Raw genomic sequence first — 24,286 nt, forward strand, 5'->3', positions numbered from 1 at the left:
CGGTCCTCAGCGACGGGCGGGATCGAGGACGACCTTGATGCAGCCGTCGTGCTTCTTCTGGAACATCGCGTAGGCAGAGGCCGCCTCCTCGAGCGGCAGACGATGGGTGATCAGGTCGGTCACACCCAACGGGTCAGCAGGGTCCTCGACCAGGGGGAGCAGATCGTCGATCCAGGCGCGGACGTTGCACTGGCCCATGCGCAGCTGGATCTGCTTGTCGAACATCGACAGCAGCGGCATCGGGCTTGCGACGCCTCCGTAGACCCCGCTCAGCGAGACCGTCCCGCCGCGGCGGACCAGATCCAGGCTGGTGTGCAGCGCGGCGAGGCGGTCCACGCCGACGGTCTCCATCGCTCGCTGTCCTACGGGCTTGGGGAGGTGGCCGACCACCTGATGCGCGGCGCGGGCGACCGGGCTGCCATGGGCTTCCATGCCGACCGCGTCGACGACCGCATCGGGCCCTCGGCCGTCGGTAGCCTCTCGAATGGTCTTCACGCCGTCGGGGCCCTGGTCGAAGACTTCCACCCCGTGCCGGGCCGCCATCGCCCGGCGCTCGGGGACGGGGTCGATCGCGAACACGCGGCTGCCGAGGTGCACCCCGATGCGCGCCGCGAACTGACCGACGGGTCCTAGCCCGATGACGGCCAGCGTCCCCCCGTCGGGCACATCGGCGTATTTCACCCCCTGCCAGGCCGTGGGCAGGATGTCGCTGAGGAAGAGGTACCTCTCGTCGGGCAGATCGCTGCCCACAGCGATCAGCCCGTATTCTGCATGGGGGACCCGCAGCAGCTCGGCCTGTCCGCCGGGGACCTGCCCGTACAGCTTCGAGAACCCGAACAGCGATGCGCCCGACCCGTGCTCGGTGACCTGGGTGGTCTCGCACTGCGACTGGAGACCCTGCGTGCACATCCAGCAGTGTCCGCAGGAGATGTTGAAGGGAACGACGACGCGATCACCACGCCGTACGCGGGTGACCCCGGAGCCCACTTGTTCGATGACTCCCATCGCTTCGTGCCCGAGCACGTCTCCCGGCTCCATGTAGGGGCCGAGCACCTCGTAGAGATGCAGATCGGAGCCGCAGATCGCCGTCGAGGTGATTCTGACGATCGCATCCCCGGCGTCGAGGATCTGGGGATCGGGGACGTCCTGGACGCTCACCTGATGAGTGCTCTGCCATGTCACTGCTTTCACGGATGGTCCTCCTGGTATCGAGGCGCCGTCGTTCGCGCGGTGCTTCACCGAGTGTTCTCGGTCTCCTGACAACGTAGCGTCGGTACTCCGTGGTGGCCAGGAGAGCACCGATCGGTAGGTCGTCTCGGGCCTCCGGTGCGGGTCGGGGCGGTCGGAGACCTCTCGGATGAGGACGTCGAGCACCGAACAGTGTTCTTCCGCGACGCCGAGCAGCTGTTGTCCATCGTGGAGGACCTCTTGGCGACGCAGCCCGTACAGGACAGGGGTGTCTGCGTGAACCGGTCCCCCGGGACCCGTCGGCGCAAACGCGCCGCGCGGACGAGTCGATCTTGCAGGAAGCAACCGAGAAGCACCTCGATGCGGCCGTGCTCCTCGACGACACTCCAGAGGTGGCGATGGATGCCGCGCAGATGCCCTGGTCGATCACGGCTCTGCTGTCCGCCGCCGTGAGGCACGCTCCAGTGCACGGGGGCGTCACAGTCGGTGCCCGCGGGAGCCACCACCGGGTCGAAGTGAGCGTCTCCGACACAGGTATCGGCATGAGCGCGGCGTAACAGACGAATCTCTTCACCCAGTTCTCCCGCACCGACACGACCAGGAGGCAGCCCAGTCCCGGTCAGGGGCTGGGACTGTCCATGGTGAAGCTCGTCGTTCTCGCTCACGAGGGCCAGATGAGCATGCGATCCACCCAGGGGTGGGGATCGACGCTCACGAGCCGCACCCCTCGGCACCCACGACGTTCGACGTCCTGGGCCAGGGGTGAGAAGACCTGTCGACCTCCCTGCACTGCTCGTGGAGAGAGGCAGGCGCCATCGGCAGGAACTCACCTGGCGATGCTGGGTCGGCAGACGGTGCTCATCGCGAGCGATGTGGAGGCAGTACGAGAACTCGATGAGGTTGTCGGTGGCTCCCGCGGTGAGCCTCGATGCTCGTCACGCCCTGGGTGGATAGTCTTCCGGGCACCGGTCGCTTCCTGCCGCGAGCGGTGCGTCAGAAGGTCGGCCCGCCCCGGGGGTCCCTCGAGCTCGCACTCACCGACCTCCCGCGATCACCCGAGCCAGGAGGGCACGTCGTGACACGAGATGCGTCCCGCCCTGTCAGGCAGCGTGTCCGCATCGCTCTGCGCGACCTCGCCTACAGCCCGCCGGTGCGCGGGCTGGCCCGGCAGGTCGAGGACCGGCCCGCCGCAGCGGGCGCGATCGAGAAGCGCGGCCGCGGCGAGCTGCTGCGGCGCATCGCCTCGGAGTCCCTCCCCGCCGGGCAGTTCTACGCGCGCCTGACGATCCTGAACTGGAAGAAGCACCGCGGCGCCGATGTCCGGCTGCTCGAGCGGGGCGAGGTGGTCTACGGCAACCGGATCCAGGCCCCGCCGGAGGGGGCGCCGCTGGAGTACCGCAACATCGTGGTCACCTCGTCGGATCCGGCGGACTTCACCCTCGACCCGCCCGCGCGGTACCGCCTCGACATCAGTCGCGGAGCCTTCTCCACGCCGGAGCAGGACTCCTACGACCAGCGGTACGGGGTGCGCCGGCAGGACGGCCTGTACTCCTCCGTGCGCGGCAACACCACCAGCCCCACGCGCCTGCTGGTCACCTTCCCCGGCTTCCCGCCCGCGAACTCCCGCGTCTCCTACGCCGTCAGCTACCTCAAGGCCCTCGGTGACGAGGACCTCGCCGACACCCTGATGGTCTGCTTCCAGGACCGCTACGGCGTGGCCGGCACCTACATGGTCCACGACAACGCCGGCCAGCCCCTGACCGGCCGCATCACCGCCGCGATCACCGCACTCATGCAGCGCCACGGCATCGCCGAGGAGGACGTGCTGCTGTTCGGCGCCTCCAAGGGCGCCTCGATCGCCGCCATGACCGCCCGCTGCCTGCCCGGCGCCCGCCAGGTGCTGGTGGTGCCGCAGATGAGCCTGCCCTACTACCTCGCCAAGCCCGTGTTGCGTGGCGGGCTCTTCCGTGACCGCGCGCTGTGGGAGGTGGAGCAGCCCGGGATCCTGATGCGCCGCCACCTCGCCGAGGGCCGCCGCATCGACTGGTTCTACTCCGACTCCGACGAGTCCAGCAACGCCTCCGTCGTCGAGTACGCCCGCGACGCGGAGGGCCTGACCAAGCACCGCATCGGCGGCGCCCACGCCTCGGTCGCCAAGCGCTCGATGCCCACGGTGCTGTCCCTGCTGCGCAGCTTCGCCCACGGCGCCGACGGCGGCGATACCGGATCTGCTGAGCCGGCTGGGATGCCGCTGGAGATCGTCGAGCTGACCTCGAGCGTCCGCGGGGACCAGGTCTCCCATCGGGTGCAGTTCGCCGACGACTCCGTGCCTGCGGCCGCGAACGTCTACCTCGAGGGGATGCTGGGCCGCACCCGCTTCCGCCAGCTCCTCTCGCCCGGTCGCGACCGCGCCGCCCGCTGGACAGCACCCGCCCAGCGCACCGACCCGACCCTGCACCCGGCGCGGTTCACGCGCGTCGTCGCCTTCGACGGCACCCCGCAGGTGAGGGCCGCGGCGGTCCCGCCGGTCGACGCCGGGGCGGAGCCGCCGGTCGACCCCGCTGGTGCCGCTGGTGCCGCTGGTGCCGCTGGTGCCGGTGATGTCGGTGGCGCCGGTCCCGTCGGCCGCCACCCCGACTCCACGCCCACCCCGCTGACCTGCGACGCGACCGAGCCTCGCGACTACGCGCTGCTCGCCGCGGCGGGCGCCCCCTCGGCGCGGGTGCGCTACCTGTCCTCGATGGTCGATCCCACCGGGGAGACGGTCGAGCTGGTCCTGGTCCCGTCGCTCGAGGAGGCGGGGTCTGCGGTGGGTGGCGACTGGGGCCTCGGCGCGGCGGGCAGCGGCGCAGGCCTCGGCGCGGCGGGCCCCGGGGGGTCGGTCGCGCGTTTCGTCATGGAAGCCCTCTCGCCGTGGCATGACCTGCCGCAGCTGATGCGTCGCCTCGCGATCGCCTGCGAGGTGGAGCAGGTGCGGGTGATCGTCACCGACTCTGACATCACTCCCGACCAGATCCGTGACCTCGAGGCCTCCGGCTGGCCCGCCGTGACCGTCCACGACACCCGCTCCGCCTGACCCTGCCGTCCCGCGGGCTTCGCCGGGTGAGGGTGACATACCTGGGGGAATAGCGACCGGTTAAGCCCCTGTTCGTCACTCTGGCCCGGCTCGGCTCGGGCCGCCCGCGGGCTATGCCGGGTGAGGGTGACATACCTGGGGGAATGGGGCCCGGTTAAGCCCTTGTTCGTCACTCTGGCCCGGCTCGGCTCGGGCCGCCCACGGGCTTCGCCGGGTGAGGGTGACTTTCCTGGGGGAATAGCGACCGGATAAGCCCTTGTTCGTCACTCTGGTCCGGTCCGGTTCGGGTCGCCCGCGGGCTATGCCGCGTGAGCGTGACATACCGGGGGAATGGGGCTCGGATAAGCCCTTGTTCGTCACTCCGGCGCCGCTCGGCCCCACCGCCCCGGGCACGCGGAAGGGGCTGGACCGGGAACTCCCGGTCCAGCCCCTTCGTGCGGGTCAGAGCGTGCTGGCCAGCGGGTCGAAGTCCGCGGCGACGGCCGGGATCTCGGAGACGGACGAGTTCACGGTGACGAACTCGCCGCTCGCCGCCGACTCCTCGGCCGAGAGCATCACGTCGAGCACGTGGTAGCCCACCTCGCCGGTGGCGATGTGCGGGCGACCGGTGTGGATCGCGCGGACCATGTCCAGCAGGCCCAGACCGCGACCGGTGGTCGGGCCCTCCTGCGTGACCTCGATCCACTCCTGCTCCGGCGGGCGCTCGCCGAAGGACTCGAAGGGGCGCACGTAGGCGATGCGGCCCTCGAACATGTTCGGGTCGGGGACCACGAGCGAGCCCTCGGTGCCGTGGATCTCGACGATGCCCTGGCGGGCCAGGGGAGAGTCGAAGCTCAGCAGCGAGGTGCCGGTCTGGCCACCCTCGAACTGGGTGAGCACGGAGATCGTGGAGGGGACCTCGACGGGGAACGTGGTCCCGGCCTTGTCGCCCACCTGGATCGTCCGCTCCTCGAGGGCCTTCAGGCCCACGGCCGCGACCTTCTCGACGGTGCCGAACAGGCTCACCAGGGTGGTGAAGTAGTACGGGCCCATGTCGAGCAGCGGGCCGGCGCCCTTGGCGAACAGGAAGCCGGGGTTCGGGTGGAACACCTCGGGACCCTGCCACTGCATGGAGGTCTGCGCGAACAGCGGGCGGCCGATGAGGCCGTCGAGGATCGCGCGCTTGGCGGTCTGCACGCCGGCACCGAGCACGGTGTCGGGGGCGCAGCCCACGCGGAGCCCGGCCTCGTCGGCCTGCTTGAGCAGCGCGGCGGTGGACTCGCGGTCCAGGCCCAGCGGCTTCTCGGTCCACACGTGCTTGCCCGCGGCGATCGCGGCGGAGGAGATCTCCGCGTGGGTCGCCGGGAGGGTCAGGTTCACGACGACCTGCACGTCCGGGTGGTCCAGGACGTCCTGGGCGGAGCCGTGGGCGGGCACGCCGTGCTTCTCCGCCTGGGCGGCGGCGCGCTCGGCGTCGATGTCGCCCAGGATCAGCACCTCGACGTCCGGGAAGGAGTTCAGGTTCTCCAGGTAGGTGTCGGAGATGACGCCCACGCCGATGAAGCCGACGCCGACGGGCCCGGAGAAGGGCTTGGGGGCGATGCTCATGCGGCGAGGCCTCCGTCGATCAGGAAGCGGTAGCTGTTCTCGACGTCCTCGAAGACGTCGCCGGGGGCGTTGTCGTACTCGATGACGGCGTACTGGACGTTGGTGGCGGCCTTCATCGCGTCGATGGTGGGGACCTCGCCCTCACCGGCGTGACGCTGGTCCAGGCTCTTGGAGCTGAACTTGGGGGCGTCGGGCGCGAAGGGGTTGGTCTCGGGCTTGATGCCGTCCTTGACGTGGATCGCGACGAGGCGGTCGCCGAGCTCCTGGACGAGCGCCACGACGTCCTGGCCGCCGACGAGCGCCCAGTACAGGTCCAGCTCGATCGCGACCGACGGGTCCACGAGGGAGAGGAAGCGCTGGTAGGCGGTCTGGCCGTCGAAGTCCGCGAGGAACTCCTGGGCGTGGTTGTGGTAGCCGACCTTGAGGCCGAACTCCTTGGCCTTCTCGGAGGCGGTGTTGAGGCGCTCGGCGATGTCCTTCACGCCGTCCTCGGTGATCCAGCGCTCGGTGGGCACCATCGGGTCGATGACCGTGGTCATGCCGATCTCGGCCGCGGCCTCGAAGACGACCTCGTTGGCCGGGGTGGGGATGGAGCCGTCCGGGGTCCACAGCTCGTCGGAGAGCAGCGGGGCGTGGCCGGTGGGGGAGGCGAGGCCGGAGGCGTCCAGCGCGGCGCGGATCTCGGCGGGGCGGCGCACGAAGTCGAAGGCCTCGACGTTCTTCAGGCCGATCTTCGCGAGCTTGTCGAGGGAGCCGTTCATATCGGCGGAGAACTCCGCGGCCAGCGTGTACAGCTGGACGGAGGCGAGAGGCAGTGCCACGTCGAACCTGCTTTCGTACGTCGTTGTCTGGGCAGCGTCCTGGCGGACGCGTGGCGTCACACTATCACCAAACCCACCAGTTGGAGGTTTTTGGTGCGGAAGAGTTCCCGAGGTGGGTACATTGGCGTCATGAGCACCGAGGATCCAGCGCCAGCCGTCCCCGGCGGGACCCCGGAGGCCACCCCGTCGGCCGACGGGACGGCGCGCCCCGCCGCCCGCCGCATCGGCCGCGCGGGCTCCTACTCCAAGGGCATCGCCCGGAGGCAGGAGATCCTGGACCGCGCCATCGAGGTGTTCCGCGAGCGCGGCGCCGACGGCACCTCGCTGCGCCGCATCGCCGAGTCGATCGGGGTCTCCCACGGGGCGCTGCTGCACTACTTCTCCTCCCGGGAGGAGCTGCTGGTCGCGGTCTACGAGCACGCCGAGAGCCCCAAGGGTGACGAGTCGGAGGACCGGGAGCCGGAGCGCTCGGTGCACGTGATGACCAATGCGGCGATCGCGAACCTCGAGGTGCCGGGCCTCGTGCAGCTCTACTCGACGTTGGTGGCGACGGCTCTCGAGGGCGAGACCGGGCCGGCCAAGGAGTACTTCACCGCGCGCTTCGAGCGGGTGCGCTGCAGCCTCGAGGCGAAGCTGCGCGAGGACCAGGAGTCCGGGCTGGTGCGCCGCGATGTGGACCCCGCGCGCACCGCCGCGCTCATCGTCGCCGCGAGCGACGGCCTGCAGATCCAGTGGCTGCTCGAGCCCTCGATCGAGCTGAAGGAGACCCTCGAGACCTTCGCGGTGCTGCTCGCGCCGTGAGGTGACGGGTACGGTTCCCGTGGGCCCGAGGACGCCGCCTCCCGCTCGACCCCGAGACAACCCTGAGGAGATCGTCCGTGACCACCGAGGACCCATCGGGATGCGGGTGCGGCTGCGGCACGCCCCAGCGCGAGCAGCTGATCGAGATCGGTGCCCGGGCTCCCCGCGCCGGCGCTGTCCCTGAAGGCTCCTCGGCACCCGGCCCGCGTCACCTCGTCGAGCAGCTCGCGATCCCGGCCGGCTCCTTCACGATGGGCGACTCCTCCGGTGACCGCAACCGGGCCGACGGCGAGACACCGCGTCACCAGGTCGCCCTGAGCGCTTTCGAGATCGATGCGACCACGGTGACCAACGACGACTTCGCGCGCTTCGTCGAGGCGACCGGCTGCATCACCGAGGCGGAGTCCTTCGGGTTCTCCGCCGTCTTCCACCTCGCGATCGACGCCCCGCCCGAGGACGTCATGGGGCCCGCTACCGGGACCCCGTGGTGGTCCGGAGTGAAGGGGGCGGACTGGCGCCACCCCGGGGGTCGCTTCACGGACCTCGAGGGCCGCGGCGATCACCCCGTCGTGCATGTCAGCTGGAACGACGCCCAGGCCTACTGCGAGTGGGCCGGCCGCCGCCTGCCCACCGAGGCCGAGTGGGAGTATGCCGCCCGCGGCGGGATCGACGGGGCGAAGTACCCCTGGGGCGATCAGGAGGTCGACGAGGGCGGCTGGCGCGCGAACATCTTCCAGGGTGAGTTCCCCCGACGGAACACCGGCGAGGACGGCTTCCCCACCACCGCGCCGGTACGCACCTTCGCGCCCAACGGCTACGGACTGTGGCAGAGCGTCGGCAACGTCTGGGAGTGGTGCGAGGACCGGTTCCACCCCGCCACCTACCGTCGCGGGACCACCGCCGAGAAGCGCACCACGGTCACCGACCCCGTCGGCCCCGCCGACGGGCAGGCCCGCGTCATGCGCGGCGGCAGCTATCTCTGCCACGACTCCTACTGCAACCGCTACCGCAACTCGGCCCGCTCCCAGAACACTCCCGACTCCTCGATGGGCAACGCCGGCTTCCGCACGGTGTCCCGGCGCGGGGCGGAGCGGTGAGATGAGCTGTCACCGAGCTGGCTGACGCCGCCCGCGAGCGCGCGGTGTCACGGGCGGGCGTATAGCGGCACGAGGTGGTCATATCGCCAGCTCGCGTCGCCATACGCCGGCAGAAGCACCCGGCTCCGCCCGCCCGGTCTCTCCTGCCGGGCCGTGCTGTCCCCGCGCCACGGACCGGCCATAGGCTGACATCCTCACCGCCCCTCTGACCTGCGCGACTCGAGCCCGGGTCGTCCTGCCCCGCTCCCGAAGAAGGTCGAGTCCCACGAACCTGCAGGCCCCGCGTCGCTTCGGCCCGCTCCGCGACAAGCACTCCCGTCCCTACCTGATGACCGCAGGGCTCTCGATGATGGGCGACAACATCGAGCACGTCATCACCTACTGGGTGCTGTGGGAGCTGTTCGCCTCGCCGTGGCTGGTGGGCTTCCAGGTGATCAGCCACTGGCTGCCGTTCCTGCTGTTCTCGGTGCTGTTCGGCGGCCTGGCCGAGAAGTACGACTGCCGCCGCATCATCCAGGTCGCCCAGTGCCTGTTCGCGTTCGTGTCGCTGAGCTGGGGGCTGCTGCTCCTCACCGGGACGCTGGAGATGTGGAGCGCGTGCGTGCTGCTGGTGCTGCACGGCATGGCGGGCGCACTGTGGGGTCCGGCGGAGCAGCTGATGCTCCACGACTTCGCCGAACCGGCCGAGCTGCCCAGCGCCGTGCGCCTGAACGCCACCTTCAAGAGCCTCGGCGTGCTCGCCGGGCCGGTGGTGGGCTCGGTGCTGCTGCTCGCGCTCGGGCCGACGGGCGGGATCTTCGCGAACGTCCTGTTCTACCTGCCGATGACCCTGCTCATGCTCCGCACCCCGTTCACTGGCCACGTGCGTAGCGGCCATGTGCGCCGGGAGCGGGTCTCGATCCTGGACACCCCGCGGGTGCTGCGCACCGTCGGCGGGGACAAGGTGCTGGTGGGGATGATCGCGCTGGCCGGCCTGATCGCGGTGTGCGTCGGGGCCTCGCTCCAGGTCGCGATGCCGAACTTCGCCGAGGTGCTCGGTGCGGGCGAGGAGGGCGGGATCGGCTACGGCGCCCTGCTGTTCGCCAACGGGGTCGGGGGAGTGGTGGGCGGCTTCCTGCTCGAGGCCACCGGGATCCTCCGGGCCGACGTGCGCGGCGCGGTGGTCGCCGCGGTGATGTTCGGGCTGACCTCGCTGGTCGTGGCCACCACCACGCACTATCCGGTCGCTCTGATCGCGCTCGTGATCGGCGGGGTCGCGAACCTCGCCGCCACCTCGATCGGCCAGGCGCTGGTGCAGCTGCGCGCCCCCGCGGACCAGCGCGGCCGCGTGGTGGGCGTCTACTCGATGATCGGCAGCGGCATGCGCACCGGCAACGGCATCACGCTCGCCTGGCTCGGGGCCCTGCTCGGGGTGAGCGGCGCGGTCGCGGTGGGCGGGCTCGCGCTCGCCGTCGGAGCGCTGCTCATCGGACTGCTCATCGCGCTGCAGACCCGGCGGGGCCTGGCGGCCTGAGCGGGCGCGTGCCTGCGGGCGGAGGCCGCCTCGCGCTCAGTCCTGCCGGCTGCTGAGTCCTACCTGCTGCTGAGTCCTGCCGGTTGCTCAGTCCTGTCGGCGCCGGTGGTGCCAGAGCAGCCCGGCACCGCTGAGCAGCGCGATCCCGGCGAGACCGGCGGGGACGCTGACATCCGTGCCGGTCTCGGCGAGCTCGCCGCCGCCGTCGGACGCGGCGCCGACACCGGAGGCATCGCCGCCCTCGGAGGCTCCGCCGCTCGAGGAGCCGTCGCCCGTGCTGTCGTCGCCCGACGTCCCGGCGTCGGACGCGGCGGGAGCGGTCCCCACCGCGCCGCCGGAGACGCCGTGGGCGAACTCGGAGGCGACCAGGACCGCGAGCGCGGCCTGCTTCTTCTGCGCGGCGGCGTGCTTGGGCGGTGCCGGCGGGAAGTCGGAGGTCCCGGGGGAGGAGGGCACGGAGGTCTCGGAGTCCGGGACCGAGGGGCTCGGACGGTCGGCGGCCGACGGATCCGGCTCGTCCTCGTCCTGCGCCTCGTCCCCCGTCTCGGAGGAGGGGGAGTCGGGGGAGGAGGTCGAGGAGTCCTGGCCGTCACCGGGCCGGGTGCTGCCTGTGTCTCCGCCGTCAGGGGCGTCGGTGCTGCTGTCGGAGCCGTCGTCACCACCCGTGCCGGGGCCCGTGCCGTCGCTGCCGGTGTCGTCGTTCCCGGTGTCGTCGTTCCCGGTGTCGTCGTTCCCGGTGTCGTCGTTCCCGGTGCCGCCACCGGTGCTGGAATCGTCGCCGGGGTCGGTGCCGTCCCCGTCGCCGGAGTCGCTGTCGTCGTCTTCGGTGCTGTCGCCGGCGCCGGGCTCATCGGTGGTGTCGTCGCCCTCGTCGGGCGGCGGGGTGCTCGGCTCCTCGGAGGCCGGAGGAGTGCTGGGCTCCTCGGTCGGCTCGGTGGTGGGGTCCTCCGTCGGCTCCTCGGTGGGCTCCGACGGCTGATCCGTCGGAGGATCGGTCGGGGGATCCTGCGGCTGCTGCGAAGGGTCGACCGTGAAGGAGGTGTCGGCCGTCTCACCGATGACGGTGATCACCGCGGTGTAGTCCCCGGCGACCTCCGGCTCGAACGAGGCGGAGACGGACTGCGAGGATTCGGTCTGCACCTGCTTGACCTGGCGCGAGGCGTCATCGCCCTGGATGAAGATCTCGATCTGACCCTGCTGGCGCGGGGGGAAGCAGTCGCCGGAGACCTCCACGGTCCCATCCAGCGTCGTCGACGTCGCGGATGCGCTCGGGGCGGCGTCGGGCGCGCAGTCGGTGACCTCTGCCGCAGCGGGCGCTGTCGGGCCCGCCAGCACGATGGCCGGCGCTCCGGCGCACGTCAGGGCGAGCGCGAGTCCGGCACCCAGACGGACGGTGGCCTGTCCACGGCGGATGGACATTCGAACTCCTCAGCACGGCAGATTTGACCCGTCATACTGTAGGAGCCATTCCCTTGATTTATCGCCTGGGCAGTTCATCAGGTGGCAAATTGTTGTTGAACACCCGTGCCGGCGTCGGATCGAAGGAGCTCGACATGACCCAGGACGACCTCGCTGTCCAGGCTCCGCAGGACCCGACCGACGCGCACTCCCGCAGTGCACCCCCGACGCTCACCGAGTCCCAGGTGCAGGAGATCGCCGCCGAGGCGGAGGGCATCATCGCGGAGATCGCCACGATCGTCGAGGGCAAGGACGAGGTGGCCCGCACCGCCGTGCTCGTCCTCCTGGCCGGCGGCCATCTCCTCATCGAGGACATCCCCGGCGTGGGCAAGACGATGCTCGCCAAGTCCTTGGCCGCCTCTCTCGGCGCCGCGCGCCACCGCATTCAGTTCACTCCCGACCTCCTGCCCGGCGATGTCACCGGTGCGAGCGTGTTCAACCAGGCCACGGGAGAGTTCGAGTTCCGACCCGGCGCGGTGTTCACCCAGATCCTGCTGGCCGACGAGATCAACCGCGCCTCCCCGAAGACCCAGTCCGCGCTGCTCGAGGCGATGGAGGAGCGGCAGGTCAGCGTCGACGGCACCACCTACCCCCTCGCCGAGCCGTTCATGGTGGTCGCCACCGCGAATCCCGTCGAGATGGAGGGGACCTATCGCCTGCCCGAGGCGCAGCGCGACCGGTTCCTCGCCCAGACCTCCATGGGCTACCCGGTCCCGGGCGCGGAGGCGCGCATGCTCGCCGCCCAGACCGGCCCGATCCGCGAGGGCGATCGCGACGTGATCGACGCCGTGGTCACCCGCACCAGCCCCGAGCGCATCGCCGCCCACATCGCTCAGGTGCGCGGGGTGTTCGCCTCCCCGCTGATCCTCGACTACGTGGTGCGGCTGGCCCAGGCCACCCGGTCCCACCCGCAGGTCACCCTCGGCGCCTCGCCGCGCGCCGCCGTGCACCTGGTGCGCGCCGCGAAGGCGAAGGCCGCCCTGGCCGGGCGAATCTTCGTCACCCCGCAGGACATCGCCGACGTGATCATGCCGGTGTGGCGCCACCGCCTGCACCTGACCCCGCAGGCCCTCTCCCGCGGCGCGAGCGCGGAGGACCTGGTCGACCAGGTGCTGCGCGGCACCCCGCAGGCATGACCGCGCGCCCGGGGACGATCCTGCGCCCCACGGGGCGCGGAGGTGTGGTGCTCGGGCTGTGCCTGGTGCTGTGGGTCCTGGGCGACCTGGCGCGCGTGAACCCCGCCCGACAGATCGCCGCCGCCCTGCTGATCATGCTGGTGATCGGCGCGATCGGGATCCTGGTCAGCAGCGTCGGGCTGCGCCCGCGCCGCTATCTGGTCGATGACGCGGTGCCCGTGGGCGGCAGCGCCCGGGTGATGCTCCTGCTGGAGGGCACCCCGTGGATCACGGTGGTGCCGCTGGGCCGCGGGATCGTGCGCGAGGACCTGCCCGTGGAGCTCGGCGACCAGGGCGACCTCCCGCTGGCGGCGCGGATGCCGCACGTCCTGCGCGTGGGCCGACGCGGGCGGCACGACCTGGGCCCCTACTCGATCATCGTCCGCGACCTGCTGGGGCTGTTCCACCTGCGGCGCACCGTGGACGACGGGCTGCATCTGACCGGGCTGCCGGTGGTGGGGACGATGGAGCCGGCCGCCGAGCAGGTCACGGGCATCAGCCGGGAGGGGGCGATCGGCGCGATCGCCTCGCAGGGCGTCGGCGAGATCAGCCCCATCCCCCGCCCGTACGCCAGCGGTGACGACATCCGTCGCATCCACTGGCGCGCGAGCGCCCGCACCGGGCAGCTGATGACCCGCGAGGACGAGCCCTCGGTCGGGCAGAGCGCCGTCATCGTGCTCGACACCTCCCAGCGCGAGAACCCCTCCGGCGAGGTCGAGGACGCCCTCGTCTCCCACGCAGCGACCGTGCTCGACGCCCTGGGCCTGAACGGCTGGGAGGTGCGCATCGTCGACGCCTCCGGCGACGAGATCACCCGTACCGGCCGCCGCCGCGGCATCCCCGGGCCCTCCCCGCTGGGCAGCGAGGCCGACGCCGTCGAGCAGCGCGCCTCCCTGCTCGCGCTCGCCGACGTCGACTTCGACGACGACGCCTCCGGCGGCATCGGCCACGACCACGCGGCCGGGCACGCCGCGCTCGCGATCGCCCTCGGACCCGACGACGGCGACCCCTTCTCCGGCCTCGAGCTGGACCGCTTCGCCGGCCGTGCCGCCCACCGCACCGCGATCGCGCTGCGACCCGCCCTCGAGGACCAGGGGGAGGTGCCTGCATCCACCCCGCCCGCCCGGCGCATCGGCCCGGGGGACGGGGAGGACTTCGGCCGCGCCCACGAGCAGCACCGCGCCGAGCTCGCGGCCGTCCGCGACCGCCACGCCCCCGTCCGCTCCCAGCTCGGCGCCTGGACGCTGGTGCGCGGCACCGCCGCCGACTCCCTCACCGCGCTGCTCACCGCCGACGAGGAGACGGCGCGATGAGCCCCCTGATCGGCCGTCCCAGCCTCGAGGGCACCCATCTCGCCGGCCGGGCCCTGCTGCTCCTGGTGGCCCTGCTGCTGGCCGCGGCCCCCGCCTCCCAGCTGCTGGCCGGGTCCTCGTGGCTGATGCTGACCCTGGTCGCGGCCGCGCCCGTGATCCTCGGCGGCGTCGTGCTGCGCACCGTGATGCGCCGCCAGATGCTGGTGCCGCTGGCCCAGGCGGGCCTGCTGCTCCTGCTGCTGGTGGTGGTCGAGACCGTGCTGGGCCTCGCGCGCTGGCAGGACGGACCGGTCGCGGTGCTCGGCGAGCAGGCAGCGATCGTCTCGAGGGGGGTGCACGAGCTCGCCTCGGGCATCGCCCCGCTGACCCTCGGCGCTCCGGGGACCCTGATCCTGGTGGCGCTGATCGGCCTGGTGACCCTGCTGCTGGACCTGATGTTCCTGGACCTCGGCTGGCACACCCCCACCGCGCTCGCGATGATGAGCTCCCTGCTGATCCCCGCCCTGCAGCAGCCGGCCGGCGGCGAGTGGTGGCAGATCGCCGCCCCCGTGCTCGCCGGGGCGATGATCTTCGCGACCCGCACCATCCACGCCGACCCGCGCTACCTGCGCGGCGACCGTCGGCCGCAGGCGGGGCCTCCCGCGCACCCCGGCCGGACCCTGGGCGCCGTCACCCTGTGCCTGGTGCTGGTCGCCGCGCTGACGCCCGCGGTCGGATCCGCCCTGCCGCAGCTGGCACCGGCGCGGATCGCGCTGAACATCGACCTGCTCAGGCAGTGGCAGGACCCCGGCGGCCCGTCCCTGGGGCCGGTGATGATCGACGACGACATCTCCGTGCGCCGCTCGCTGCTCCAGCAGCAGGACACGGAGGTGCTGCGCTACACCAGCACCGCCGAGGAGCCCTCCTACCTGCGCCTGCGCACCCTGAATACCTTCGATGGCGAGGTGTTCCGCTCGGACGTGGCGGGCGAGAGCCTCGAGGGAGCCCTCCCCGCCTTCAGCGATGCGCGGGACGACGGCCTGGCCGCGAGCGGTGGCACCGACGACTTCGTCCGGACCGACGTGGAGATCCGCAGCTACGCCGGGAACCGGCTCCCGGTGCCGGAGAACGTGCGCTCCCTCCACGGGCAGGACATGTCGCTGAACCGGGCGCTGCAGGTGCTGCCCGCCAACGGAGAGGTCGCGATCGGGAACGTGCCCTCCGGCCTGCTGGGCCAGCACTACACGATCGAGTCCGAGCCGGCCACCGCCACCGCCGAGCAGCTGCGCGCGGTGAACCCGGCCCAGTTCGAGCAGCCCTTCGACAGCGGATACACCTCGAGCGACGAGGTGCCCGCCGCGGCCACCGAGCTCGCCGACCAGATCGTCCAGCAGGAGGGGACCGGGACCGGCTATGACACCGCCGTCGCCTTCCAGGACTACTTCCGCAGCACCTTCGCCTACTCGCTCACGGTGACCTCTCCGCCGGGGCAGGACCCGCTGGAGTCCTTCCTCCAGGACCGGGTGGGCTACTGCGAGCAGTTCGCCGCCGCGTTCGCGCTGATGATGACCTCGCAGGGCTATCCGACCCGGGTGGTCATCGGCTTCACCGCGGGCACCCAGGAGGGTGACGAGTGGTCGGTCACCGCCAAGAACGCCCACGCCTGGCCCGAGGTGTGGTTCGGCCCGCAGTACGGCTGGGTCCGCTTCGAACCGACGCCGGCCGCGGCCGCCAACGGCGTGAACACGCCGCAGAGGACGGAGTCGGACACCCCGGAGGAGGGCACCGCACCCACCACCGAGGCCCCGACCACGGAAGCCCCCACCACGGAGCCCTCCAGCGAGGAGGAGACCACGGAGGAGACCACCACGGAGGACCCCGCGGCCGCCCAGGCCTCCGACGGCGGCGGCATCGGCCCCTCCGAGCAGACCGTCCAGCGTGTCAAGTGGGGAGTCGTCGTGGTGATGGCGGCCGGGGGACTGCTCGCCGCCGCGGCCGCCGTGGTGGTGGTGGGCCTGCGTCGCCGACGACTGCGCGCCCGCGACGAGCGCTGGGCCGTGCTGCAGGAGGGCGCGGCGCCCGGGGCGGGCGCATCCGCGGCAGGCGGGGAGGGAGCGTCCGCGGCAGGCGGGGCGGGAGCGGGAGCCTCCGCACTGGCCGTGGAGCATCGGTACCGCGGAGCGGGGGAGCTCGCCTGGTCCGAGCTCGGCCGCGAGCTCTCCGTGCGCCGGGTCGCGATCCGCTGGCTGATGATGACCGGGGCCTGGGGAGCGACCCCCACCCCGCTGGTTCTGGACACGGCCCTGCCCCCGCATCGTGCCCTCGAGGACCTGCTGGGGCAGATCGACCGCTCGGGCATCGAGGTCACCGCCGAGCATCGCGCCGCCGCGGGCCGCATCGCCGACGCCTTCACCACCGCCCGCTACGCGGCGCCCCTGCCCGCAGCACCCACTGCCGTGCCGGCCCACGGAACCCCGTCGACCGTGTCGGAGTCACGAACAGGGGCGAATGACGCGGTGATTCCCCCCGGTTCGTCACCCTCGCAGGGTGAGGGCGGGGGCCGCACCGTGCCGGAGTCACGAACAGGGGCGAATGGGCCCGGGAATGCCCCCGGTTCGTCACTCTCGCCGGACGGGAACGGGGACGTGGTCGGGGACGGGGACGGGGACGTGGTCGGGGTCGGGGACGCCGGGTCGACGGCTCCTGAGCGCGCGCAGCACCCGCTGCGTCGGGACGCGGACCTGCTCATCACCCTGATCCGCTCCGTGCGCTGAGGCCCGGGGCAGGCACGGAGCCCCGGGGCCCGATCCCGCGCCGTTCCCGCGCTCACCCCTCGAGCGCGTACTCCTTCTCCTCGAGCGCGTCGAGGGCCAGGCGCGCCGCGCCCAGCGGCACCGCGTCATCCCCGAGCTCGGAGAGCACCACGGCGGGGACGTTGATGCACATCGTCTCCAGCTGCAGGCGCACCGCCTCGAGGAAGGGGCGACCGCCCACGGTGAGCTCTCCGGCGATCACCACGAGCTGCGGATCGAGCACCGAGACCAGCACCGAGGCCGCTCGGGCGGTGTGGTGGGCCAGGTGCGCGGCGAGGCGCGAGGCCTCCTCCTCGCCCTCGGACGCGGCGCGGAAGACGTCCTGCGCGGTGCGGCCGGCCTCGTCGAGCACCGCGGCGGCGTTCCAGGTCTGGTCCTGCAGCAGGCGGCCCAGCTCGGCCGCGGCACCGGAGCGGCCGTGGTGGGCGCGTCCACCGAGCACGATGCCCTGGCCGCTGGGCCGACCGGACAGGATCAGCGCGACGTCGTCGGCGTAGCGTGCGGCGCCCTGCCACTTCTCGCCGAGCGCCGCGAGGGTGCCGTCGTTCCCGGCGACGGCGTCGCGCCCGTACCAGCCGCGCACCGTCCCCACCAGGTCCAGGCCGGTCCAGCCCGCGATCTGGCTCGAGCGCAGCACCCGGCCCTCGGGGCCTACCACTCCGGTGGTCGCGACGCCCACGCTCCACACCGGGCCCGCCTGCGAGGTCGCCGTCTCGGCGAGGGCCCGCGCCCGGGCCAGCCGCTCCGGGGCGGGCACCGACGGCGGGACCTCGGTCCGCTCGCGCGCGACCACCTGCCCCTCGAGGTCGGTGACGACGGCGCGCACCTGGTTCGGCGTGAAGTGCAGGCCCAGGACGTAGCCCGCCGTGGCCCGGAACGCGTAGCGCCGGGCCGGACGACCCGAGCCGCCCGTGGCCGGGGCGTGCTCCTCGAGGAGCCCGCGCTCGGTGAGCTCCTCGAGGACGGCCGAGAGCGTGGCCCGGGACAGCCCGGTCAGCGATCCCAGGGTCGAGAGGGTGATGTCGGGGTGCGAGCGCAGCGTCGTCAGGACCGTCCTGCGGTTCAGGTGCCGCACCAGCGTGGTGTCGGCGCCGGCGCGCCGGGCACCCGGATCGCTGGGGGTCATGTCGTGCCTCTCCGTGGTCGATCGGGACGCCGCGAGGGGCGTCCCGGTGGGCATCCGCGCCGCCCCGTCCCGACCGGGGCGCGCCTCGACGCGGCGCGGCCCGGAGCGGGTCCGGAGGGCGGCTGGGTCCCTCCGGGCTCACGGTACCGTCGCCGGTCATGGCCTGGAGGGATCACGGTCGGCGGCGTGCGAGGCGCGCACGCCGCCGACCGCGTCGGGCCGGTCCGTCGGCCGGACGGCATCCCGCCCGGCCCGGGGCTCAGCTGCGGCGCTCGTGCGCCGTCTGGTGGGTGGCCACGTAGTCCGCCAGGCCGATCGTGTCGAAGGTCGCCAGGTGGTCGTCCCACTCGTCGAGCGAGCGCTCGCCGGTGATGAACGCGGCGACGGACTCGTCGGCATACTTCGTGATGTCGTTGCCCATGGTGGTGATGTTCTGGGACTCCTCGGCGGAGAAGGTGAACGCCGGCCAGACCTCCTTGAGCGCGAAGGGCTCGACGACCTTCGCCCCCTCGGTGGACTGCTCGGAGGTCTCCACGCCGCGGAACCAGTCGCCGGTGGCCCAGCCCGGGTACCAGCCGCCCAGGTACAGGGCGTGCTCCTGGAGCCCCTCGTCGATCGACGCGGCCTCCGTGATCGCGGGCAGCAGCTCCGCGCGGCCGTCGACCATCTCGTAGCTCTCGCCCTCGACGCCCAGGAAGAACAGCTTCGCGCCCTCCTCGCTGTACCAGAAGTCCATCCAGCGGGCCATCTCGACCGGGTGCTCGCAGTTGTCGGTCATGACGAAGTTGCCGATCGAGGACAGCTCCGAGCGCACCGCGTGCCAGGCCGGCTCATCGCCCGCGCTGCGCACCAGGGGCTTGAGGGCGGCGTAGCTCTCGCCCACCTTCCCGAAGTACCCGGCCGGCGCCTGGATGGCGCACGAGCCGAGCTTCCCGTCGGTGCCCGCGGCGGTGAAGGCCGCGAAGTCCGTCGCGAAGATGTCCTGCTGGAGCAGGCCGTCGGCGTAGAGGCCGTGGAGGAAGGTGAGCATCTCCCGGTAGCCGTCGCTGGTGGGGTAGTAGCGCACGGCGCCCGTCTCCGGATCCAGATCCACCGCGGCGCCGGCGTCGGTGCCCTGGTTCGCGATCCCGAAGGTGCCGTAGAGGCTGGCGAAGATGCTGCCGAGGCCCTGCCCGCCCAGCGGGACCGCGCCCTTCTGGGTGCCCTTGACCTCCTCGAGGAAGGCGCGGTACTCGTCGACGGTCTCGGGGGTGCTCATCCCGGCGGCGTCGAGCCAGTCCTGGCGCGCCCAGAGCTTGGTCTGGTAGCGCAGCCCCAGGGTGGTCGGGTCGTAGATGCCGGGCAGGGAGTAGATGTTCTCGTCCGGGAAGGTCAGGCCGGTGCGCAGGGCCGGGGTCTCCTCCAGACGGGCCTTGAGGTTGGGCATGTACTTCTCGATCAGGTCGTTCAGCGCGACGAACACGCCCTGCTCGCCGTACTTGGCGATGTCGCCGCCGGGGACGCCGCTGCGGTAGAAGGCCTCCGGGTAGTCGCCGCTGGTGAGCATGAGGTTGCGGCGCTCGGCCGTGGCCTCCTCGGCGACCAGTCCCCAGTCCACCTCGATGTTCGTGATCGACTGCGCCTCCTTCGCGGCGGCGATCGTGTTCCAGTCCTCGGCGGTGGTGTTCGGCCGACGGCTCATCAGCGAGATCTTCACCGGCCCGTCGACGATCGGCATGCCCTCGGTGTTGATGTTGTCGTCGGGGTTGTCGATCTTCTCGGAGGTGTCCGTGCTCTCGGAGCCGCCGCCGCAGGCCGCGAGGGCCGCGGAGGAGGCGAGGACGGCGGAGGTGGCCAGAACGGTGCGGCGGGTGAACGGGGAGATGGTCATGATGTCCTCTCGGAGACGTGCATCGGGTGGGGTGCGTGGTCGGAGTCGGTGTCGGTGTCGGTCTGGTGGTCGTGGTCGGTGTCGGTCGGTGGGAAGCGGGGAGGCGCCGACGCGCTGCGGGGCAGCACGCGCTCGAGGCACCGGGCGGAGGCGGCGAGGGGGATCGCGACGCCGAGCACGGGCAGCAGGCCCGGCCAGCCGGAGGCCAGCAGCAGCACCGGCCAGCCGATCCAGATCGTCATCAGGGCGAGGGTGAGCACGGGCCGGCTCATCCCGAGCGCGAGCCCGGCGGCGAAGAGGTGCGAGGTCCGGGTCAGGGGTGCGCCCCGGCCGTCGGTCCGCTCGATCACCAGGGCCAGATAGGGGAGCGTGGCGGCGAGCAGCAGCGCCGCCAGCAGCACCAGGCCCTGCGTGATGGCCGCCGGGATCGGGGCCTGCCCGCGGGAGAGCCACCAGGTCAGCGCCAGGGACGCCGTGAGCGCGAGCGCGAGCAGGCCGGCGGGTGCGGCGAGGCGCCGGTGCCGGTGCCAGCAGGCGGACATCGTGCCGCGCACGTCCACCTCCCGCTCGCCGCGAGCCCAGGCGCTCGCCACGGCATGGGCGCCGACGGTGGCCGGGCCGATGCCCAGCAGGATCCCGCCGCGCAGGGTGAAAAGCGTCCACCACAGGTTCAGCCACACCAGCTGCACGGCGCGACGCAGCAGGGCGTCCAGCCCGCCGACGAGGGCGCCGGCGGCGCCGCGCGTCGGGGCGCTCATCCCTTCACCGACCCGATCAGCACGCCCTGGGTGAAGAAGCGCTGGAGGAAGGGGTAGATGATCAGCAGCGGCAGCGACGCCAGGATCATCACCGCGTACTTGATCAGCCCGGCCAGGCGCACCTGCTCCACGATCGAGCCCGCGTCGCCGCCCTGCCCGGCCCCGCCTCCGGCGGAGGGGTCCTGGGAGACGATCAGCAGCTCGCGCAGCACCAGCTGCAGCGGGAACTTGTCCCGGTCGCTGAGGTAGATGAGCGCCTTGAAGTACTCGTTCCACAGGCCCACCCCGTGGAACAGGCCGAGGGTGACGATGATCGGCAGGGACAGCGGCAGGGCGATCCGCACGAAGGTCTGCAGGTCGCTCGCGCCGTCGACCTTCGCGGCCTCCCCGAGCTCCTCGGGGACCGTCTGGGTGAAGAAGGCCCGGCCCACCAGGATCGACCAGGCGCCGACGGCCCCGGGCAGGATCACCGCCCACATGGTGTCCAGCATCCCCAGGTTCCGCACCAGCAGATAGGTGGGGATGATGCCGCCGGAGAACAGCATCGTGAACAGGATGTACCAGGTCACGAGCGTGCGCCCGACCATGTGGCGGCGGGAGAGGGCGTACGCGCAGGGCAGCACGAGGGCCAGATGGACCGCCACTCCCACGACCGTGTAGACGATCGAGTTGCGGTAGCCGATCCAGATCGCCGAGTGGCCGAACACCCGCTCGTAGCCGGCCGTGGTGATCTCCACCGGCCACAGCCACACCTTCCCGGACTGCACTGCCAGGGGATCGCTGATCGAGGCGATGACCACGAACCACAAGGGGTAGCCGATCACCAGCACGATCAGCACCACGAAGACCACGTTGAGGCGGTCGAACCAGGTGTCGTCGCGGCTGCCCACCGCCTTGTGGATCACACGGGACCCGTCGAGCCGGTCGGTGGCGAGCCGGTCGCGGGGCTCTGTCGTCGTCGTCATGGGGTCACCACAGACTGTTCTCGGAGAATCTACGGGCGAGGTGGTTCACGGTGATCAGCAGCAGGATGTTGATGACCGAGTCGAACAGGCCCACGGCCGCGGCGTAGCTGTACTGGCCCTGGAGCAGGCCGGTCTCGTAGACGAAGGTCTGGATGACGTCCGCCGTCTCCGCGTTGAGGTCGTTGGTCATCAGCAGCACCTTCTCGAAGCCGACGGACATGAAGCTGCCGAAGTCGAGGATGAGCAGGATGACCACCGTGGGCATGATGGCGGGGAGGTTCACGTGGCGGATCCGTTGCAGGCGGTTGGCGCCGTCGACCTCCGCGGCCTGGTGGAGCTCGGGGTTCACGCCCGCGAGCGCGGCGAGGTAGATGATCGTGCCCCAGCCCAGCGACTGCCACACGCCGGACCACACGTACAGATGCCGGAACCAGGCCGGGCTCTGCATGAACTGGATCGGGTCGATGCCCACGAGTCCCAGAACGTGGTTGATCAGGCCGGTGTTGGGGTCGAGGAAGGCGAACAGCATGCCGACCACCACCACGGTGGAGACGAAGTGCGGCGCGTAGGTGAGGGTCTGGGTGAACTTCTTGAAGATCCGGCTGCGCAGCTCGTTGAGCGAGAGCGCCAGGATGATCGGCAGCGGGAAGAGGATCAGCTGGTAGACGCTGAGGATCAGGGTGTTGCGCAGCAGCCGCCAGAAGTAGAACGAGCTGAAGAAGCGCTCGAAGTTCTCCAGGCCCGTCCAGGGGCTGCCGGTGATCCCGCGGGTGGCGATGAACTCCTTGAACGCGATCTGCACGCCGTACATCGGCACGTAGTTGAAGACCAGGAAGAAGACCAGCGCAGGGGCGGCCAGGAGGTAAAGCTGCCAGCTCGCGGCGAAGCCCCGACGCAGGCGGCGCCGGCGCGAGGGCGGGGCGGGGCGCACCGCGGCGGTGCCCGACGGGCCCGGCGCCGTCGGCGGCGCCTCGGAGGCGGGGGATAGGGCGGACATCAGCCCACCAGCTCCCCGGCCCCGAGCACCGTCCGCCGCAGCGGGTCGATCTCGACGCCCTGGCCGGTGCGCGCCGAATCCTGGAGCGCCATCGCGCACAGCACCGCGTCGATGCCGTCCTCCAGATCGGCGCGGGGGACGACGTCCTGCCCGGCGGCGAGGCGCCAGAAGGTGTCGCAGAGGACCTCGTCGCCGCCGTGGTGGCCGCTGGCCCCGATCTCCACGCGCTCGCTCTCGGTGCTCATGCTCGATCCGCCGGCGGGATCGGGGAACGACAGCTCGATGCTCCGTGCGCTGAGATCGCCCTCGAGCAGCCCCTCGGTGCCGAAGATGCGCAGCCGACGGGTGGAGCGGGGCTGGGCCATGACGGAGGTGAAGGTGGCCATCACACCCGAGGCGAACTCGATCGTCGCGACCTGGCGATCGGGCAAGCCGGAGGGCGAGTAGGGGGAGTGCTGCATCGTCTCCTGCAGCGCCGCACGCTCCGCCTCGGTGCCGAAGTCCATCTCCGCCGTGCCGGCGGAGGGCTGGAACCGCGCCAGCTGCTCGCCCTCGGGCCGCGGGCGGAAGACGCGCGCCGAGGCCATCGACTGGACCCGCACCGGTCGGGAGTCGAGCACGTAGCCGAGCACGTCGAGGTCGTGGCAGCACTTCTCGAGCATCCAGCCGCCGGAGCGGCCGACGTCCTGCCGCCAGCCCTGATACTGGACCATCGTCAGCCCGGTCCCGAGGTTCTCGTCGGCCTGCACGGCCAGGACCTCGCCCAGGCGGCCCGAGCGGACGATCTCCCGCACCCGCTGGTAGAAGGGCGTGTACCGCAGCACGAAGCCGACGACGGTGCGGCCCGATTCCCGGGCGCGGTCCGCCCGCCACAGGGCGGTCAGGCCCTCGAGGGTGGTGGCGACCGGCTTCTCGACCAGGAGGGGCAGTCCGCGCTCCATCGCCGCGATCGCATAGGGCACGTGGCGGTCGTTCGGGGTCGCCACGATCACCGCGTCCAGCTCGCGCTCCCGGATCATCTCGACGCCGTCGTCGAGGAGCTCCGGGGTCGCGGAGAAGAGCTCGGCGAACGCCTCGCGCTGGGACCGGTGTGGATCGGCGATCGCCGCGAGTCGCACCGCGTCCATCATATCGGACGGCACATTACGTAAGTAGGAGGCCGCGCGCTGGCCGGATCCGACGAGGCCTACCCGCACGGAATCGGGCGCAAAAACAGGGCTGATCATGGGTTGAGTACCTTGCGTCGAGCATCCGCGGACGCTCCGGCGGATGTGGCGTGCCTCATTATGTGAGGACGTGCTCAAAACCTAGAAGGGGTGCTGGGGGCTGTCAACCCCCTCCGGTGCACTTCCTGGCCGTCGGCCGTGGGGAGCGAGGTGAGCGTGGGGAGATGTTCTTCCGGGCGTCACCCGGAGGTGGGTCGGCGTTCAGGGGCGACCGGGGCGTTCGGGTGTTCGGGTGTTCGGGTGTTCGGGTGTTCGGGTGTTCGGGTGTTCGGGCGTTCCGGCGTTCGGTCGCGCGAGAGCGCCCCACCTCGGCGCGGGCCGATGTTGGGCGGGGCGCGGGGAGGAGGGGCTTCGCGAGGTGGAGAGTGCCGTCGGCGGCTGGCCGAGGCCGGCGAGCTGATCCGCAGATGTCGCCGGTCGATGTGTTCCGGCCGCTCCCCGCACGAGGGTGACGAATCGGGGCGATTGGGGGCGCGATAACCCCCTGTTCGTCACTCTCGCAGCGTCAGGGGAGCCTGGACCC

17 protein-coding genes and 1 pseudogene are annotated in these 24,286 nt (G+C 71.8%); 8 read left to right on the forward strand and 10 right to left on the reverse strand.

Annotated elements, in window-relative coordinates; genetic code table 11:
- Positions 1-6: 6 nt before the first annotated feature.
- Positions 7-1,191 (reverse strand): alcohol dehydrogenase catalytic domain-containing protein, encoded by a 1,185-nt coding sequence (locus tag CFK41_RS02655; RefSeq protein WP_096798279.1) that lies wholly within the window; start codon positions 1,189-1,191, stop codon positions 7-9.
- A gap of 572 nt (positions 1,192-1,763) precedes the next feature.
- Between CFK41_RS02655 and CFK41_RS18280 the strand changes: the two are divergent.
- Positions 1,764-2,267, forward strand: a pseudogene (locus CFK41_RS18280) (ATP-binding protein); the annotation flags it as partial.
- Positions 2,264-4,264: a hypothetical protein gene (locus CFK41_RS02665; protein WP_096798281.1), complete on the forward strand. Its 2,001-nt coding sequence runs from the start codon at positions 2,264-2,266 to the stop codon at positions 4,262-4,264. The pseudogene CFK41_RS18280 and the gene CFK41_RS02665, both read left to right, overlap by 4 nt.
- 441 nt (positions 4,265-4,705) lie before the next feature.
- On the opposite strand, the gene CFK41_RS02670 is transcribed toward CFK41_RS02665, so the two are convergent.
- Positions 4,706-5,851, reverse strand: a complete 1,146-nt coding sequence (locus CFK41_RS02670) for a Gfo/Idh/MocA family protein (protein ID WP_096798282.1) — start codon at positions 5,849-5,851, stop codon at positions 4,706-4,708.
- Positions 5,848-6,672, reverse strand: coding sequence for a sugar phosphate isomerase/epimerase family protein (locus CFK41_RS02675; protein ID WP_096798283.1), 825 nt, complete (start codon positions 6,670-6,672; stop codon positions 5,848-5,850). The genes CFK41_RS02670 and CFK41_RS02675 overlap by 4 nt, the downstream gene beginning before the upstream one ends.
- 129 nt (positions 6,673-6,801) lie before the next feature.
- Between CFK41_RS02675 and CFK41_RS02680 the strand changes: the two genes are divergently transcribed.
- From CFK41_RS02680 to CFK41_RS02690, 3 genes are all read left to right on the forward strand, one after another.
- Entirely contained in the window at positions 6,802-7,473 is a 672-nt protein-coding gene (locus tag CFK41_RS02680; protein WP_096798284.1) for a TetR/AcrR family transcriptional regulator, read from the forward strand.
- Between the two features lie 77 nt (positions 7,474-7,550).
- Positions 7,551-8,570, forward strand: coding sequence for a formylglycine-generating enzyme family protein (locus CFK41_RS02685; protein WP_227873181.1), 1,020 nt, complete (start codon positions 7,551-7,553; stop codon positions 8,568-8,570).
- Between the two features lie 271 nt (positions 8,571-8,841).
- A complete protein-coding gene (locus tag CFK41_RS02690) occupies positions 8,842-10,083 on the forward strand; it encodes an MFS transporter (protein WP_227873274.1) in 1,242 nt (413 codons plus the stop codon).
- An 87-nt stretch (positions 10,084-10,170) separates the two neighbouring features.
- Here the strand turns inward: CFK41_RS02690 and CFK41_RS02695 are convergent, their stop codons facing one another.
- Positions 10,171-11,502, reverse strand: coding sequence for an LPXTG cell wall anchor domain-containing protein (locus CFK41_RS02695; protein ID WP_096798286.1), 1,332 nt, complete (start codon positions 11,500-11,502; stop codon positions 10,171-10,173).
- Between the two features lie 134 nt (positions 11,503-11,636).
- On the opposite strand from CFK41_RS02695, the gene CFK41_RS02700 reads away from it, so the two are divergent.
- From CFK41_RS02700 to CFK41_RS02710, 3 genes are read left to right on the forward strand one after another with little or no spacing between them, the layout of a single operon-like run.
- The gene (locus CFK41_RS02700) at positions 11,637-12,677 is read left to right on the forward strand and encodes an AAA family ATPase (RefSeq protein WP_096798287.1); all 1,041 of its coding nucleotides are present in this window, start codon (positions 11,637-11,639) and stop codon (positions 12,675-12,677) included.
- Positions 12,674-14,029: a DUF58 domain-containing protein gene (locus CFK41_RS02705; RefSeq protein WP_096798288.1), complete on the forward strand. Its 1,356-nt coding sequence runs from the start codon at positions 12,674-12,676 to the stop codon at positions 14,027-14,029. Before CFK41_RS02700 ends, CFK41_RS02705 begins: the two co-directional genes overlap by 4 nt.
- Positions 14,026-16,782 (forward strand): transglutaminase family protein, encoded by a 2,757-nt coding sequence (locus CFK41_RS02710; protein WP_096798289.1) that lies wholly within the window; start codon positions 14,026-14,028, stop codon positions 16,780-16,782. The genes CFK41_RS02705 and CFK41_RS02710 overlap by 4 nt, the downstream gene beginning before the upstream one ends.
- A 52-nt stretch (positions 16,783-16,834) precedes the next feature.
- On the opposite strand, the gene CFK41_RS02715 is transcribed toward CFK41_RS02710, so the two are convergent.
- The 6 genes from CFK41_RS02715 to CFK41_RS02740 all read right to left on the reverse strand — a co-directional run bounded on the left by CFK41_RS02715 (position 16,835) and on the right by CFK41_RS02740 (position 23,763).
- Entirely contained in the window at positions 16,835-17,947 is a 1,113-nt protein-coding gene (locus tag CFK41_RS02715) for an ROK family transcriptional regulator (RefSeq protein WP_169928778.1), read from the reverse strand.
- A 259-nt stretch (positions 17,948-18,206) separates the two neighbouring features.
- The gene (locus tag CFK41_RS02720) at positions 18,207-19,817 is read right to left on the reverse strand and encodes an extracellular solute-binding protein (protein ID WP_096798291.1); all 1,611 of its coding nucleotides are present in this window, start codon (positions 19,815-19,817) and stop codon (positions 18,207-18,209) included.
- Positions 19,814-20,575, reverse strand: coding sequence for a DUF624 domain-containing protein (locus CFK41_RS02725; RefSeq protein WP_096798292.1), 762 nt, complete (start codon positions 20,573-20,575; stop codon positions 19,814-19,816). Before CFK41_RS02725 ends, CFK41_RS02720 begins: the two co-directional genes overlap by 4 nt.
- Positions 20,572-21,540 carry a carbohydrate ABC transporter permease gene (locus tag CFK41_RS02730; protein ID WP_096798293.1) on the reverse strand — a complete coding sequence of 323 codons (969 nt, stop codon included), beginning with the start codon at positions 21,538-21,540 and terminating at the stop codon, positions 20,572-20,574. The genes CFK41_RS02725 and CFK41_RS02730 overlap by 4 nt, the downstream gene beginning before the upstream one ends.
- A 4-nt stretch (positions 21,541-21,544) precedes the next feature.
- Positions 21,545-22,537 (reverse strand): ABC transporter permease, encoded by a 993-nt coding sequence (locus tag CFK41_RS02735; protein ID WP_096798294.1) that lies wholly within the window; start codon positions 22,535-22,537, stop codon positions 21,545-21,547.
- Entirely contained in the window at positions 22,537-23,763 is a 1,227-nt protein-coding gene (locus CFK41_RS02740; protein WP_096798295.1) for a Gfo/Idh/MocA family protein, read from the reverse strand. Before CFK41_RS02740 ends, CFK41_RS02735 begins: the two co-directional genes overlap by 1 nt.
- Positions 23,764-24,286 lie beyond the last annotated feature (523 nt).

The organism is Brachybacterium ginsengisoli (assembly GCF_002407065.1).
GTDB classification, from domain to species: Bacteria; Actinomycetota; Actinomycetes; order Actinomycetales; family Dermabacteraceae; genus Brachybacterium; species Brachybacterium ginsengisoli.